The sequence below is a fragment of the Pseudoruegeria sp. SK021 genome (assembly GCF_002119405.1).
In the GTDB taxonomy this organism is placed as follows: domain Bacteria; phylum Pseudomonadota; class Alphaproteobacteria; order Rhodobacterales; family Rhodobacteraceae; genus Meridianimarinicoccus.
In genome coordinates this window covers 15,134-28,247 of the sequence record NZ_MTBG01000013.1, presented here as the reverse complement: position 1 = coordinate 28,247, position 13,114 = coordinate 15,134, and the positions used below count along the sequence as shown (strand labels likewise).

General features: G+C 59.9%; 12 protein-coding genes. 6 read left to right on the top strand and 6 right to left on the bottom strand.

All coding sequences use genetic code 11. The features are described from left to right. Positions 1-5 precede the first annotated feature (5 nt). On the top strand, positions 6-1,001 hold the full coding sequence (locus BV911_RS09855; RefSeq protein ID WP_086053443.1) for an ABC transporter substrate-binding protein: 996 nt from the start codon (positions 6-8) through the stop codon (positions 999-1,001). 73 nt (positions 1,002-1,074) lie between these two features. Here BV911_RS09855 and BV911_RS09850 read toward each other — a convergent pair whose 3' ends face one another. The 6 genes from BV911_RS09850 to BV911_RS09825 all read right to left on the bottom strand — a co-directional run bounded on the left by BV911_RS09850 (position 1,075) and on the right by BV911_RS09825 (position 6,755). Continuing rightward, a complete protein-coding gene (locus tag BV911_RS09850) occupies positions 1,075-1,353 on the bottom strand; it encodes a hypothetical protein (protein ID WP_086053442.1) in 279 nt (92 codons plus the stop codon). Between the two features lie 108 nt (positions 1,354-1,461). After that, positions 1,462-2,217, bottom strand: a complete 756-nt coding sequence (locus BV911_RS09845) for an ABC transporter ATP-binding protein (RefSeq protein ID WP_086053441.1) — start codon at positions 2,215-2,217, stop codon at positions 1,462-1,464. Positions 2,218-2,242: 25 nt separating this feature from the next. Further along, on the bottom strand, positions 2,243-3,001 hold the full coding sequence (locus BV911_RS09840) for an ABC transporter ATP-binding protein (protein ID WP_086053440.1): 759 nt from the start codon (positions 2,999-3,001) through the stop codon (positions 2,243-2,245). A 12-nt stretch (positions 3,002-3,013) separates the two neighbouring features. Beyond that, a complete protein-coding gene (locus BV911_RS09835; RefSeq protein WP_086053439.1) occupies positions 3,014-4,219 on the bottom strand; it encodes a branched-chain amino acid ABC transporter permease in 1,206 nt (401 codons plus the stop codon). 3 nt (positions 4,220-4,222) lie between these two features. Further along, positions 4,223-5,254 carry a branched-chain amino acid ABC transporter permease gene (locus tag BV911_RS09830; protein ID WP_086053438.1) on the bottom strand — a complete coding sequence of 344 codons (1,032 nt, stop codon included), beginning with the start codon at positions 5,252-5,254 and terminating at the stop codon, positions 4,223-4,225. A gap of 154 nt (positions 5,255-5,408) precedes the next feature. Beyond that, on the bottom strand, positions 5,409-6,755 hold the full coding sequence (locus BV911_RS09825) for a substrate-binding protein (RefSeq protein ID WP_086053437.1): 1,347 nt from the start codon (positions 6,753-6,755) through the stop codon (positions 5,409-5,411). A gap of 412 nt (positions 6,756-7,167) precedes the next feature. On the opposite strand from BV911_RS09825, the gene BV911_RS09820 reads away from it, so the two are divergent. The 5 genes from BV911_RS09820 to BV911_RS09800 all read left to right on the top strand — a co-directional run bounded on the left by BV911_RS09820 (position 7,168) and on the right by BV911_RS09800 (position 13,097). Beyond that, entirely contained in the window at positions 7,168-8,493 is a 1,326-nt protein-coding gene (locus BV911_RS09820) for a helix-turn-helix domain-containing protein (RefSeq protein WP_086053436.1), read from the top strand. A gap of 64 nt (positions 8,494-8,557) precedes the next feature. Further along, positions 8,558-8,926 (top strand): response regulator transcription factor, encoded by a 369-nt coding sequence (locus BV911_RS09815; protein ID WP_086053435.1) that lies wholly within the window; start codon positions 8,558-8,560, stop codon positions 8,924-8,926. Then, positions 8,923-9,225 (top strand): hypothetical protein, encoded by a 303-nt coding sequence (locus BV911_RS09810; protein WP_086053434.1) that lies wholly within the window; start codon positions 8,923-8,925, stop codon positions 9,223-9,225. The genes BV911_RS09815 and BV911_RS09810 overlap by 4 nt, the downstream gene beginning before the upstream one ends. Continuing rightward, a complete protein-coding gene (locus BV911_RS09805; protein WP_086053433.1) occupies positions 9,225-11,918 on the top strand; it encodes an ATP-binding protein in 2,694 nt (897 codons plus the stop codon). The genes BV911_RS09810 and BV911_RS09805 overlap by 1 nt, the downstream gene beginning before the upstream one ends. 111 nt (positions 11,919-12,029) lie before the next feature. Next, positions 12,030-13,097, top strand: a complete 1,068-nt coding sequence (locus tag BV911_RS09800; protein WP_168184033.1) for a FliM/FliN family flagellar motor switch protein — start codon at positions 12,030-12,032, stop codon at positions 13,095-13,097. Positions 13,098-13,114: the final 17 nt, after the last annotated feature.

Genomic DNA, 13,114 nt, shown 5'->3' with positions numbered 1-13,114 from the left:
AAAAAATGACAATCAGACATTTGACGACCACGGCGCTGGCCGGTGTTTTTGGGCTGGTGGCAGGGGTTGCACAGGCCGCCGATGACGTGACGCTGCAGTTGCAGTGGGTGACGCAAGCGCAGTTCGCGGGCTATTACGTGGCGCTGGATAAAGGGTTTTATACGGACGAGGATCTGAACGTCACGATCAAGCCCGGCGGCCCGGACATTGCGCCGCCGCAGGTTCTGGCCGGTGGCGGGGCCGATGTGATGCTGAACTGGATGCCAAGCGCTTTGGCCGCGCGCGAGAAGGGGTTGCCAGTGGTCAATATCGCCCAGCCGTTCACAACCTCGGGGCTGATGCTGACCTGTTGGAAAGATACCGGCATCACCGGTCCGGAGGATTTCAAAGGCAGGACCATCGGGGTCTGGTTCTTCGGCAATGAATATCCGTTCCTAAGCTGGATGAGTCAGGAAGGGATTTCAACGGATGGGGGCGCTGACGGCATCACTGTGTTGAAGCAGGGCTTCAACGTCGATCCGCTCTTGCAACGGCAAGCCGACTGCATCTCGACCATGACCTATAACGAATATCTGCAAGTCCTCGAGGCCGGTGTCGACGCCGACGAATTGATCACGTTTAAATACGAGGATGAAGGCGTGGCGACGCTGGAAGACGGCATGTATGTGCTGGAGGACAATCTGAATGATCCAGCCTTCGCCGATAAGATGGTGCGGTTCGTTCGCGCGTCGATGAAGGGATGGAAATACGCTGAAGAGCACCCCGACGAAGCTGCGGACATTGTTCTGGATAATGACGCGACCGGCGCGCAGAGCGAAGCGCATCAGAAGGCGATGATGGGCGAAGTTGCCAAACTGACCGCCGGATCGAATGGGGCGTTGGATGAAGCTGCTTATCAGCGGACCGTCGATACCCTGTTGGCTGGTGGGTCGGATCCAGTGATTTCGAAGACGCCCGAAGGCGCGTGGACCCATGTCATCACCGACAAGGCGTTAAATTAAGCCATAGCCGACGGTCGGGTCGGATGCCCGGTCCCGGAGCAGGGTGGTACCTGCACCGGGACCGGGGTGGTTATCAGCAGTCTTTGACAGTCACAGTTTCGCCGTCACCGGTGTGGTAGGCGCATTCGTTCGTCTGTTCGTTACGTGCATAGAGCGCGCCGGCTGCGCCTGCCGCTGCGGCAGCGGCCAAGGTCCAGCCTGCATTGGCGCCAAGGGCTGTTGCCGCAATCGCGCCGATCGCTGCGCTGGCAGCACCGGTGCCAACCATGTTCTGGGTATCAGTGCTCGTGTTGCAAGCGGACAGGCCGAGCGTTGCGGCAAGCACGAGGCCGGCAAGAGGGCGAAAGGTCATAGAAGGCTCCTGTTAAATTGTGTTGTGGCAGACTAACGGTGCGTCAGGCTACCGCAAGCTGAATTGCCGCCGCAAGGGATGAGATAGGGCGTTTGGTGGCGAAGTTCCTTAAATCGCGAGGTATTCCGCCCGCAAGGCTTCGTTTTCCAGAACCTCTTTGGCGCTGCCATCGTAGACAACCTGACCGGTATCCAGGATCACGGCCCGATCCGCCAGTTTCAGCGCGGCAATCGCGTTCTGTTCGACGATGATCGTGGTGATGCCTTGTTCCTTGATCAGGTTGAGGGTCCGTTCGATTTCCTGAACGATGACCGGGGCCAGCCCTTCATAGGGTTCATCCAATAGTAACAGCTTGATGTTGCGGGCCAGCGCGCGGGCAATCGCCAACATCTGCTGCTCGCCGCCTGAGAGGGTGACCCCTTCTTGGGTGCGGCGTTCGCGCAGGCGTGGGAACAACTCATAGATACGCTCAAGGGACCAGCCGATCGGCGGCGCGATCTGGGCGAGTTTCAGGTTCTCTTCCACCGTCAGACCGGCAATGATCCGGCGATCTTCGGGCACCAGCGCACAGCCAGAGATGGCCGCCTGATACGAGGACATGTCGTGCAGCGGCTTCCGGTCCAGCCAGATCTCGCCATGCCGGGTTTGCGGGTTGTCCAGACGGGCAATGGCGCGCAGGGTCGAAGTCTTGCCCGCGCCGTTCCGGCCCAGCAGTGCCAAAATCTCGCCTTCATGGACGTTAAAACTGATGCCTTGAACGATATAGCTTTCACCGTAATAGGCATGCAAATCCCAGACCGAGAAAAAGGCGGGGGCGGTGGCTGCCTGATTGGCATTCTTCGAAAAGTCGGGCTTGATCGTCATTTGTCAATTCCTTGCGGCGTGGGGATCAGACCTCGGCGGTGCCGAGATAGGCTTCCATGACTTTGGGGTGGCCCTTGATCTTGGCGGGGATGTCTTCGACCAGTGGTGTGCCTTGTGCCAGAACGGTGATCCGCTCGGCCAGACTGAAGACCACATGCATGTCATGTTCGATGATGGCCATGGTGATCGGGCGCGTGGCCTTGATCTCTTTCAGCAGATCGATGGTGTTGTTGGTATCGGCCCGCGCCATGCCTGCGGTGGGTTCGTCCAGCAGTAACAGCTTGGGCTGCTGGACCAGACACATGGCCATTTCCAGCCGCCGCTTGTCACCGCGGGACAATGCGCTGGCCTGCATCTTTCGCTTTTCCAGCATATGCACATCGCCGAGCATCTGTTCGGCCATCTCGACCATTTCGGTTTCATTTGTCACGGTCTCAAAGGCGTGCATCCGAAAAGGCCCATCCCGCCGTGCGAAGCAGGGGATCAGGACGTTTTCCAATACTGACAAATCGCCGAAAATTTCAGGGGTCTGAAAGACCCGGCTGATCCCCATCTGGTTGATCTCGTGCGGGGCGCGCCCCAGCACCGACTGGCCATCAAACATGACCGACCCTGTGTCCGGGATCAGCTTGCCCACCAGCACATTCAGCAGGGTGGATTTGCCCGCCCCGTTCGGGCCGATGATGGCGTGAACGGTGCCCTCTGCGATTGACAGGTTCACATCAGAGAGGGCTTTCAGCCCGCCGAACCGCTTGCTGACATTCTTGATATCGAGAAGTCCCATTGGCATGGCTCCTTATTCGGCTGGGGTGGATGACGGGGCGGAATCGGGCGCGGGCTTGGCGGTGCGGCGACGAAACAGCCGCCCGATCCGTTGTCCGCCCTCGATCAATCCGCCGGGCAGGAAGATGACCACCAGCATGAAGGTAATGCCCAAGGTCAGCGACCAGCCCTTGCCGATGAAGGGATGCACCAAAAAGACCATCGCATCCTCAAGCCCATCGGGCAGAGCCGAAAACCATTGGTGCAGGATGGTGTCGTTGATTTTCGAGAAGATATTCTCGAAATACTTGATGAAACCCGCGCCCAGAACCGGCCCCAGCAAGGTGCCTGCGCCGCCAAGGATGGTCATCAGAACGACTTCGCCCGAAGCGGTCCATTGCATCCGTTCGGCCCCTGCCAGAGGGTCCATACAGGCCAGCAAGCCACCCGCCAGACCGGCATACATCCCCGAGATGACGAATGCGGCAAGGGTGTAAGGTTTGGTGTTCAGACCAGTATAGCGCAAGCGGTTCTGGTTCGATTTCACGGCCCGCAGCATCATTCCGAAGGGGGACCGGAAAATGCGGATCGACAGATAGAACCCCAGCAGCATCAAGACGGCGCAGAGGTAATAGCCGGTGTTGAACTGAAACAGCCAGCTTCCCACATGCATCTCATAGGTGCTGCGCATCTCAGCCCCGAACAGGTTGGTCACAGGGATGCCGCCGCTTTCGGTGCGGCTGACGCCAAGAATGCGCGGGTCATCGAGGGTGATTTGCAAGCCGGTTTCGCCGTTGGTAATCGGGGTCAGAACCGAATAGGCGAGGTTGAAGCTCATCTGTGCAAAGGCCAGCGTCAGGATTGAGAAGTAGATCCCCGAGCGGCGCAAGCTGATGAACCCGATCAACAGCGAGAACAGCGCCGCCACGATGACCGACAAGATGATCGCCGGGATCACGTTCATGCTGAGCAGCTTGAACATCCAGACCGCTGAGTAGGAGCCAACCCCAAGAAATGCGGCATGGCCGAAGCTGAGATAGCCGGTCAGTCCGAAGAGCAGATTGAAGCCGATGGCGAACAGGCCGTAAATCACGAACCGTTGCATCAGGTCAGGATAGCCGGCGTTGAACTGGGCCATGGCCGAGCCGCTTGGAAACGGGTTCAGCAGGAATGGCGCGGCCATGGTCAGGATCGCCACAACGATCAGAAGCAGGGTGTCTTTTTTGGTCAAACCGAACATGGCTTAGTCCTCCATCACGCCTTTGCGGCCCATCAGGCCACGGGGACGGGTCAGCAAAATGATGATCGCAACGAGATAGATGATGATCTGGTCGATGCCGGGAAGGATCGACTTGATCTCGTTCATCGATGCGAAGGATTCCAAGATCCCCAGCAGGAAGCCGGCCAGAACAGCGCCGGGCAGAGAGCCCATGCCGCCGACGACCACAACAACGAAGCTGAGCACCAGAAAATCCATGCCCATATGGTAGTTGGGCGAATTGATCGGGGCGTACATTACCCCCGCGACTCCGGCGACGGCGGCGGCGAGGCCGAACATAATGGTGAAGCGCTTGTCGATGTTGATGCCCAACAGGCCAACGGTTTCGCGGTCGGCCATGCCCGCGCGGACCACCATGCCGAAGGTGGTGAATTGCAAGAAGGCAAAGACGCAGCCGATAATCACCGCCGAGAATGCGAAGTAGACCAGCCGCCAGTAAGGATAGATGATCACGTTTGGATCAAAGCCAAGCAGGACGCCGAAATCGAACGATCCGGTGAAGGCGGGGGGGGCCGGGGTCGGGATCGGGTTGGCGCCGAAGAAATACTTGATGATTTCCTGAAGCACGATGGCCAGACCGAAGGTCACGAGAATTTGGTCGGCATGGGGGCGCTTGTAGAAATGCTTGATCAACCCGCGTTCCATGGCGAAACCGATGGCGATCATCACGGGAATGGCGAACAGGATGGCAAGCGGTACAGACCAGGCGATGATGCCATTGCCCGCGGCCTCGCCGAACCAAGAGACGACGTAGGGCGTCTTAACCTTGAGGGGGTTGCCAAGGAAATCCAGCCGGGTCGGGTCGACCACTTCAAAGCTGATGGTGAGGATCTTTTGCAGGGTGACGGCGCAGAACGCACCGAGCATGAACAGCGCCCCATGTGCGAAGTTCACGACACCAAGGGTACCAAAGATCAGGGTCAGTCCAAGGGCAATCAGCGCATAGGCCGACCCCTTGTCGAGACCATTGAGAACCTGAAGTAGGATTGCGTCCATCGGGGTCACTTTCCGGAAGGCATGAGGCCACAGGCCCCCGGCGGATCGGGGGAGGAAATGGCATTGTCCGGTGCCGGGTTGCCCAGACCGGAGGATGTTAGATTGAGAAGGACGCGATCCGGCCCGAAGGCCGGATCGTCAGTCCTGTCCCGGCTTAGGCGCCAGGGTTGCAGGACCCAAGTTCGCCGCCCGCGAACATCGGATGTTCGGGCGAATACTCGACCTGCGCACGCGGGGTCACTTCCACGATCTCCAACGCGTCGTATTCCGAGGTTGGATCTTGTTTGCCTTGCATCACCAGTACGTCTTTGAAGCACTGGTGATCTGCGGCGCGATAAAGTGTCGGGCCGTTGCCAAGGCCATCAAACTCAAACCCTTCCAGCGCCGCGCCAAGACCGCAGGGATTGAAGGTTCCGGCGCGCTCGGCTGCATCGGCGTAGAGCAGGGTTTGGGCATAGCAGGTCTGGGCCGCGTTCGATGGTGGGAAGCCGTATTTGGTGCCGAAGGATTTCACGAAGGCCTTGGTGCCCTCGTCCTGCAGCGTCCACGACCAGTTGGTCGAACCCAGAATGCCCTTGATCGACGCGCCGGCGCCTTTGGCCATCAATTCGGAATACAGCGGCACGACAATTTCGAACTGCTTGCCGTTGACCATCTTGTCCTTCAGGCCGAACTGCACCGCTTGGGTCAGCGAGTTGACCATGTTGCCGCCGTAGTGATTCAGGACCAGCACATCCGCGCCCGAGTTCAGAACCGGCGCGATGTAGGATGAAAAGTCCGTCGAGGCCAGCGGCGTCAGCACATTATTGACGGTCGACCAGCCAAGCGCCTCGGTTGCGGCCTGGATCGATTCCTGTTGGGTCCAGCCCCAGGTGTAGTCGGCGGTCAGGTGATAGGCGTTGCGATCCGCGCCGTAGTTCTTGACCAGCACAGGGGCGAGGGCGGCACCCGACATGAACGCGTTAAAGAAGTGCCGGAACCCGTTCGCCTTCTTGTCCTTGCCGGTGGTGTCGTTGGAATGGGTGAGGCCAGCCATGAAGATGACGCCAGCTTCTTGGCACAGGCCTTGTACCGCAACAGCAACGCCCGAGGACGAGCCGCCGGTGATCATGATCGCACCATCTTTTTCGATCATCGACTTGGCCGATGCCCGGGCGGCGTCGGATTTGGTCTGGGTGTCACCAGTGACGAACGCCACCTTTTTTCCCAAAATGCCGTTTCCGGTCAGCGCTTTGGACGTAAAGGTGTTCAGCATGCCGCCGTCGCCTTCACCGTTCAGGTGCTCAACGGCCAGCTCATAGGCGCGCAATTCGTCTGCGCCTTCGTCGGCGTAGGGGCCCGTTTGCGGCACGTTGAAGCCCAAGGTCACGGTGTTGCCGGTCGGCTCATTGGTATAGGCGGCCGCGGATGAGGCGGTGAAAATCGTCGGCACGGCAAGTCCAGCGCCGGCTACACTGCCGGTCTTAAGGACGCCGCGCCGAGTCAGGTGCGATTTAATCATGTAATCCTCCCAGATTGTGAGTCGGAGGCAGGCTTTCACCGGCATCCAAACCTTCGCAAAGGTGCTATGACTATCGCGCGTAACTGTAAAATCAGGCAACAACTATATATATAGAAACGATTTTACTGTAAATAACGCTACAAAAGGTGCCAATTATGTGTGAATTTATTTTCACGCAGGCGCAGAAAGCGTTTGAATTGGCGCGATAAAACAGCGCTGCGGTGGGTGCGTTTGTTGCGTGCGTACGGGTGTCGGCAAGGTCGCGGTCTCTTCCACGCCACGGATAAGGCCCGATTTCCTGTGACAGCTTTTGTAAATTCAGTCGCCACGCTGAAAATTTTCTGGCAAGTGTCTGCCATCCATATTCTGTTTTCGTCAGCGCTTGCAGCGAAAGCCGCAGGAGGAGCCCTTGATGCCACGCACTGCCCTGACCGGATCCCGCATTCGGGAAAGACGGACCATGTTGGGGCTCAAGCAGGCGGATCTGGCACGGATCGCAGGAATATCGCCGTCCTATCTGAACCTGATCGAACATAACCGTCGTCGGATCGCCGGAAAGCTTTTGGGCACGATTGCGCAGGCCTTGTCGGTGGACCTGTCCCTGTTGACGCAAGGTGCGGAAGCCGAGCATCTGGCCCAACTGACTGAAGCGGCGGCCAGCCTTCCCGATACAAACGCCGAAGTGGACCGGATCGACGAATTTATCGGCCGGTTCCCGGGATGGGCCGGGTTGGTCGTTGGACAACAGCGCCGGATCGCGGGTTTGGAGCAGCGGGTGGCGGGGCTGGCAGACCGGCTGGCGCATGACCCCTTTTTGTCAGCGTCCTTGCATGAGGTTTTATCGAAGGTCTCGGCGATTCAGTCGACGGCCTCGATTCTGGAAGAGACCGAGGATCTGGATCTGGTTTGGCAAAAGCGGTTCCACCGCAACCTTCATGCCGACAGTCAGAAATTGGCTGAAGGGGCCGCATCTCTGGTGGACTATCTGGAAACCGAAGGTGAACCGGATTTGGGGATGGTCAGCCCGCAGGAAGAACTCGAGGCCAGCCTGAACCGAACCGGCTTTCACGTCGCCGCGTTGGAGCGGGCCTTGCCTGACTCGATCGACCGGATCATCGCCCATGATCCACGTCTGAAATCGGACGCCGGAAAAGACCGGGCACGGGCCTATCTGGAACAATATCGGCGGGACGCGACGCAAATGCCGCTGGCCGCCTTCAGCGATGCCGCGGCGGCGGCGCGTTATGATCCGGCCGTCCTGTCGCACCGCTTCGGGACGGATGTCTTGGCGGTGTTTCGACGTCTGGCATCCTTGCCCGAAGTGGCAGGCGTCGGGCGGATCGGACTGGTGATTTGTGACGGGGCAGGCGCGTTGACCCTGCGCAAGGCGACCGAGTTGATGCCGTTGCCACGCTTTGGCGCTGCCTGCGCCCTCTGGCCGCTCTATCAAGCCATGAGCCGTCCAATGGCCCCTGTGCGGGCGGCGTTGGAGCATGCGGGGCGTCCGGGCCAACCGTTTCTAAGCTATGCCATCTCGCACCCCAGCTATCCGGGCGGCTTTTCCGGACCGGCGGTGTTTGAGGCCGCCATGTTGATCCTTCCCCCCGGACTGGTCGAGCCTGATGCAACTGTGGGGGTGCCGCAACTGGTCGGAACGTCCTGCCGGGTCTGTCCGGCGGTTGACTGTCCGGCCCGGCGTGAACCGTCGGTTTTGTCCGAAGGTTTTGACACCCGTTGAATTTGTGGTGATACTTACGTCCGGGTGCCCGGGTCTCGCGCACCGGCGCGGGGGGAAACGCGGAATGGGCCAGCACGTTCTTCTGATTGAAGACGAGCCAAATATCATCGAAGCCATCAGGTTCTTCCTGTCGCGAGACGGCTGGAAGGTCTCTTGTCACTCGGACGGGGCGTCTGCGGTCGCCGAGGTGGCAAGGGTGTCTCCTGATGTGGTGGTTCTGGATGTGATGCTGCCTAATCGCAGCGGTTTCGATATTCTTAAGGACCTGCGTGCCGATCCGGCGACGCAGGCCACGCCGGTTTTGATGCTGACGGCCAAAGGTCAAACCAAAGACCGAGAACGGGCGGCGCATCTGGGGACCAGCGCCTTTATGACCAAACCGTTTTCCAATGCCGACCTGCGCGAAATGCTGCGCAGTCTGATCCAGGCATGATCGACCGTCGAAAGCCGGTCTTTCTGGAACGCCAGACCTATCGCCGGCACCGTCTGATTGATGCCTCCCGGTTGGTGCCGCTGGCGGGGGCCTTTTTGTTCTTTGTACCGCTGTTGTGGGAATACAAAGTGGTCGCCCCGGACGAGCAGGGCTTTCTGGCCGAGCGCATGGTTTATCTGTTTGCGGTATGGTTCGGCCTTGTCGTTCTTGCCGCGCGCATCGCCGCCCGGTTGCGCCCCGAAGACTTTGACCGGGATCATGAGGTGGATGTGGACCCAGACAGCCGGGATCGCGGCTAATGCTGCCCTATAACATTCTGGTCGAGGTCTGTGTGATCTATGCGGCGCTGCTGTTCGGGGTGGCCTTTCTGGCCGAACGTCGGGCCAAGCGCGGCAAGCTGAGTTGGCTACGCTCGCCCTTAGTTTATACCCTGTCCTTGTCGATCTACTGCACCGCATGGACGTTTTACGGTGCGGTCGGTTATGCGGCGCGCTCGGGTCTTGAGTTTCTGACCATCTATCTCGGCCCGACCCTTGTCATGGTGGGCTGGTGGTGGGTGCTGCGCAAATTGGTGCGGATCGGGCGGCGTCAGCGCATCACATCGGTGGCCGATCTGATTTCCAGCCGATATGGAAAATCTGCGGTGTTGGGCGGGGTCGTGACTTGTCTGATGGTGGTCGCAACGACGCCTTACATCGCGCTTCAACTGCAATCGGTGACGCTGTCGTTTGGGGTCTTCGCCCGGCCCGCCCCCGAAGGGTTGGCGATGCCCACCCAATCGGTCACCACGATCTGGGTTGCGATTGGTCTGACCGTCTTTACCGTGTTGTTCGGCACCCGCAATCTGGATGCGAATGAGCGTCACCACGGCGTTGTCACGGCCATTGCCGTCGAGGCACTGGTCAAACTGGCAGCATTGCTTGCGGTGGGAGCATTCGTGGTCTGGGGGATTGCGTCGGGGCCGTCCGAGATCATGGCGCGGATCAATGCCTCGCCCATCGCCAAGGTTCCTGCCGATGGCAGCCGATGGTTCGCGCTGATTTTTCTGTCGGGGGCCGCGTTCTTATGTTTGCCGCGGATGTTTCAGGTCTTGGTGGTCGAAAATGAGGACGAACGCCATCTTGCCACCGCGTCTTGGGCCTTTCCGCTGTACATGGCGTTGATGAGCCTCTTTGTCCTGCCGATAGCGGTGATGGGCTTGGCGGTACTTCCTGCGGGATCAAACCCCGATCTGTTCGTGTTGACCCTTCCTCTCTCTATGGATCGGAACGCGTTGGCGATGCTGGCGTTTCTGGGGGGGTTTTCGTCGGCGACATCGATGGTGGTGGTCGCCTCGATTGCGCTGTCGACCATGGTGTCGAACCATCTGGTCATGCCGCTTTGGCTGGGGTTTCGGCGGGGCGGGGCCTCGATGTCGGGGGATGTTCGGCAGTTGGTTCTGATGTCGCGGCGGCTGAGCATCGCCGGGGTGCTGGCGCTGGGCTATACCTATTATCGGATTTCTGGCGGCGGCGAAGCCTTGGCTGCGATCGGCCTGATCAGTTTCGTGGGCGTTGTGCAGGTTTTGCCGGCGATGATTGGCGGCATCTTTTGGCGCGGCGCGACCCGGATCGGGGCCGCAGCCGGTATCCTGTCGGGCTTCGCGATCTGGCTTTATACCCTGTTTCTGCCCAGCTTTGGCCCCGATGTGCTGCTGTCGGCCGCTCTGTTAGATCACGGCCCAGGCGGGTTTGGCTGGCTGACACCGCAGGCGTTGTTCGGGCTCGGCAATCTTGATCCGGTGGTCCATGCCGTCATGTGGAGTCTGGTGATGAATACGACCGCCTTTCTGGTCGGCTCTCTGGCCAGTTTCCCGCGCCCCTTGGAGCGGCTGCAAGGGGCGCAGATCGTCAATGTGTTCGACTATTCGACGGGGCGGCACGGCTGGGCCCGCAGTTTTGTCGAGGCCGAGGATCTGCTGGTCATGTCGCAACGCATATTTGGCCCCCGTGAGGCGCAGGCGTTGTTCCTGACCGAAGCCCTCGCGCAGGGTAAGGATGGCTATCTACCCGATCCGACGCCGGAATTCATCGACCGGCTTGAGCGAGAGCTGGCCGGGTCCGTGGGCGCGGCCACCGCTCATGCCATGATTGGTCAGATTGTGACCGGCGCATCTGTCTCGGTGCAAGATTTGATGGCGGTGGCAGATGAAACGGCGCAGATCATGGAATATTCCAGCCAGTTGGAAACCAAGTCGCAAGAGCTGGCCCGAACGGCCCGGCAGCTGCGGGACGCCAACCAAAAACTGACCGCCCTGTCGGTGCAGAAAGACGCGTTCCTCAGTCAGATCAGCCACGAGTTGCGCACGCCGATGACTTCCATCCGGGCGTTTTCGGAAATTCTCATGTCTGAGGCCGATCTGACCGATGCGGACAAGGATCGCTATAGCCGAATCATCCATGACGAGGCGTTGCGGCTGACCCGGCTGTTGGATGCGTTGCTCGATCTCAATGTGCTGGAGCATGGTCAGGCAACTTTCAGGCCCGAGACGGTGGTTCTGCGCGACATGATCGACCGCGCGATCCTGTCAACATCGGGCGTAAGATCGGCACAACCGATCACGATTGTCCGCAACGATGCCAGCGAGGCGGTGATTCTGCACACGGATGTCGATCGGTTAAGTCAGGTTTTCATCAACCTCATCGCTAACGCGCGCAAGTATTGCGTCGCGCCTCAGGCCCGTCTGACCATTCGGGTGGTTCGGGTCGATGGCCAGACCGCGATTGATTTTATCGACAACGGGGCCGGGATTCCGATCGTCAGTCAGGGATTGATCTTTGAAAAGTTCTCGCGGCTGTCGGATCAATCGGCGGCAGGCGGGGCGGGCTTGGGGCTGGCGATCTGCCGTGAAATTATGGTGCGATTGGGGGGATCAGTTTCGTATCTTCCCGGGCAGGGCGGCGCGGCCTTTCGGGTGCTCTTGCCGCAAACTGCGATCATCCGTGCCGCCTGATTTCCGTCGGTGCATCGGCGCAAATCCTGTGTGGGCGTCGCCGAATTTCAGGATTTCGTAACCCTCGGCAGGTCAAGTAGATGTGATGTCGATAAGGTCTGGTTGATGCCCATGCAGGATCCTTCCCTTTCCATTTTACGCCGCAAGGTCGGCGCGGGGCGGGCCGAACCCGAATTCGGGATGGTGTCGCCCGCGAAAGCGTTGCGCCTTGGGGTGTCCAAAGCAGCCCAAGACGTTTTACGGACGCCGATGGCGGTGGATGGCGTCGATGAGGAGCGCGCGACCTTGCAAAGCATGGCGGCGATGTTTCCGGATCGGGCGCTGAATGTCCTGCTGCATGGCCCTGGCGACGCCCGCGGTGTCCTGTCGTTGGATCAGGCCTGTTTGGCCTCGGTTCTGCAAGCGCTGACGCTCGGGCGGTTCTCAGATGGGCCAGTGCAGGATCGTCCGCCAACGTCGACAGATGCCATGCTGACGCGGCGGTTTGTGGCTGTCCTGTTGCAGGCGTTCGGGGCGGCGTTGGCGGGGCGACCTGATGCCGCTTGGGCAACAGGGTTTGGCCCGCGGGACCGGATCGATGATCTGCGCCGATTGCCGCATTTGCTGGCCGATGTCTCGTTCCGGCTGTTTTCGATCACCATCGACATCGGCAGCGGCTTGCGAAACGGGCGAATCTGTCTGGCCTTGCCAGCAGACGGCAACGGGGTGGCGGACACCCCGCAACAGGACGTGGATGCGCGGGCGGACTGGTCCGGCCGGATCGAACGCAAGGTATTGGACAGCCCCGCCAATCTGGACGTGATTCTGGGGCGAGTGGTTTTAACCCTGTCCGACGTGGCGGCGTTGCGGCCCGATGATGTGCTGACATTGCCCGCGCGCTGTGTCGGCGAACTTTCACTGGAAACGGATGCGGGCGAGCCGGTCGGCTTCGCCCGGTTGGGGCAATTGGACGGAAGCCGGGCGGTCTGTCTGACCGGTCTCGCCCTACAAGAGCCGGTCACTCAGATGGATTCGGTCGGCCCCGAGGTGCGTGACAAAGCCATGCCGCCGGATGGGCCTGCACCGGAAGGACGTCTTAGTGCTGTCGCCGTAGGTCCAATGACGAGCGTGCCAGCCAGTGCCGTGCCACAATTGACGGGCGTGGAGACGCCCGCAGATCGTGAGGTACCTCATGCGTGACCGCTATGTCCGCATGC

What these genes read in the sequence shown, in the direction of transcription:
- BV911_RS09855 (WP_086053443.1), top strand. Translation starts at nt 6, where the DNA reads ATGACAATCAGACATTTGACGACCACGGCGCTGGCCGGTGTTTTTGGG.
- BV911_RS09850 (WP_086053442.1), bottom strand. Translation starts at nt 1,353, where the DNA reads ATGACCTTTCGCCCTCTTGCCGGCCTCGTGCTTGCCGCAACGCTCGGC.
- BV911_RS09845 (WP_086053441.1), bottom strand. Translation starts at nt 2,217, where the DNA reads ATGACGATCAAGCCCGACTTTTCGAAGAATGCCAATCAGGCAGCCACC.
- BV911_RS09840 (WP_086053440.1), bottom strand. Translation starts at nt 3,001, where the DNA reads ATGGGACTTCTCGATATCAAGAATGTCAGCAAGCGGTTCGGCGGGCTG.
- BV911_RS09835 (WP_086053439.1), bottom strand. Translation starts at nt 4,219, where the DNA reads ATGTTCGGTTTGACCAAAAAAGACACCCTGCTTCTGATCGTTGTGGCG.
- BV911_RS09830 (WP_086053438.1), bottom strand. Translation starts at nt 5,254, where the DNA reads ATGGACGCAATCCTACTTCAGGTTCTCAATGGTCTCGACAAGGGGTCG.
- BV911_RS09825 (WP_086053437.1), bottom strand. Translation starts at nt 6,755, where the DNA reads ATGATTAAATCGCACCTGACTCGGCGCGGCGTCCTTAAGACCGGCAGT.
- BV911_RS09820 (WP_086053436.1), top strand. Translation starts at nt 7,168, where the DNA reads ATGCCACGCACTGCCCTGACCGGATCCCGCATTCGGGAAAGACGGACC.
- BV911_RS09815 (WP_086053435.1), top strand. Translation starts at nt 8,558, where the DNA reads ATGGGCCAGCACGTTCTTCTGATTGAAGACGAGCCAAATATCATCGAA.
- BV911_RS09810 (WP_086053434.1), top strand. Translation starts at nt 8,923, where the DNA reads ATGATCGACCGTCGAAAGCCGGTCTTTCTGGAACGCCAGACCTATCGC.
- BV911_RS09805 (WP_086053433.1), top strand. Translation starts at nt 9,225, where the DNA reads ATGCTGCCCTATAACATTCTGGTCGAGGTCTGTGTGATCTATGCGGCG.
- BV911_RS09800 (WP_168184033.1), top strand. Translation starts at nt 12,030, where the DNA reads ATGCAGGATCCTTCCCTTTCCATTTTACGCCGCAAGGTCGGCGCGGGG.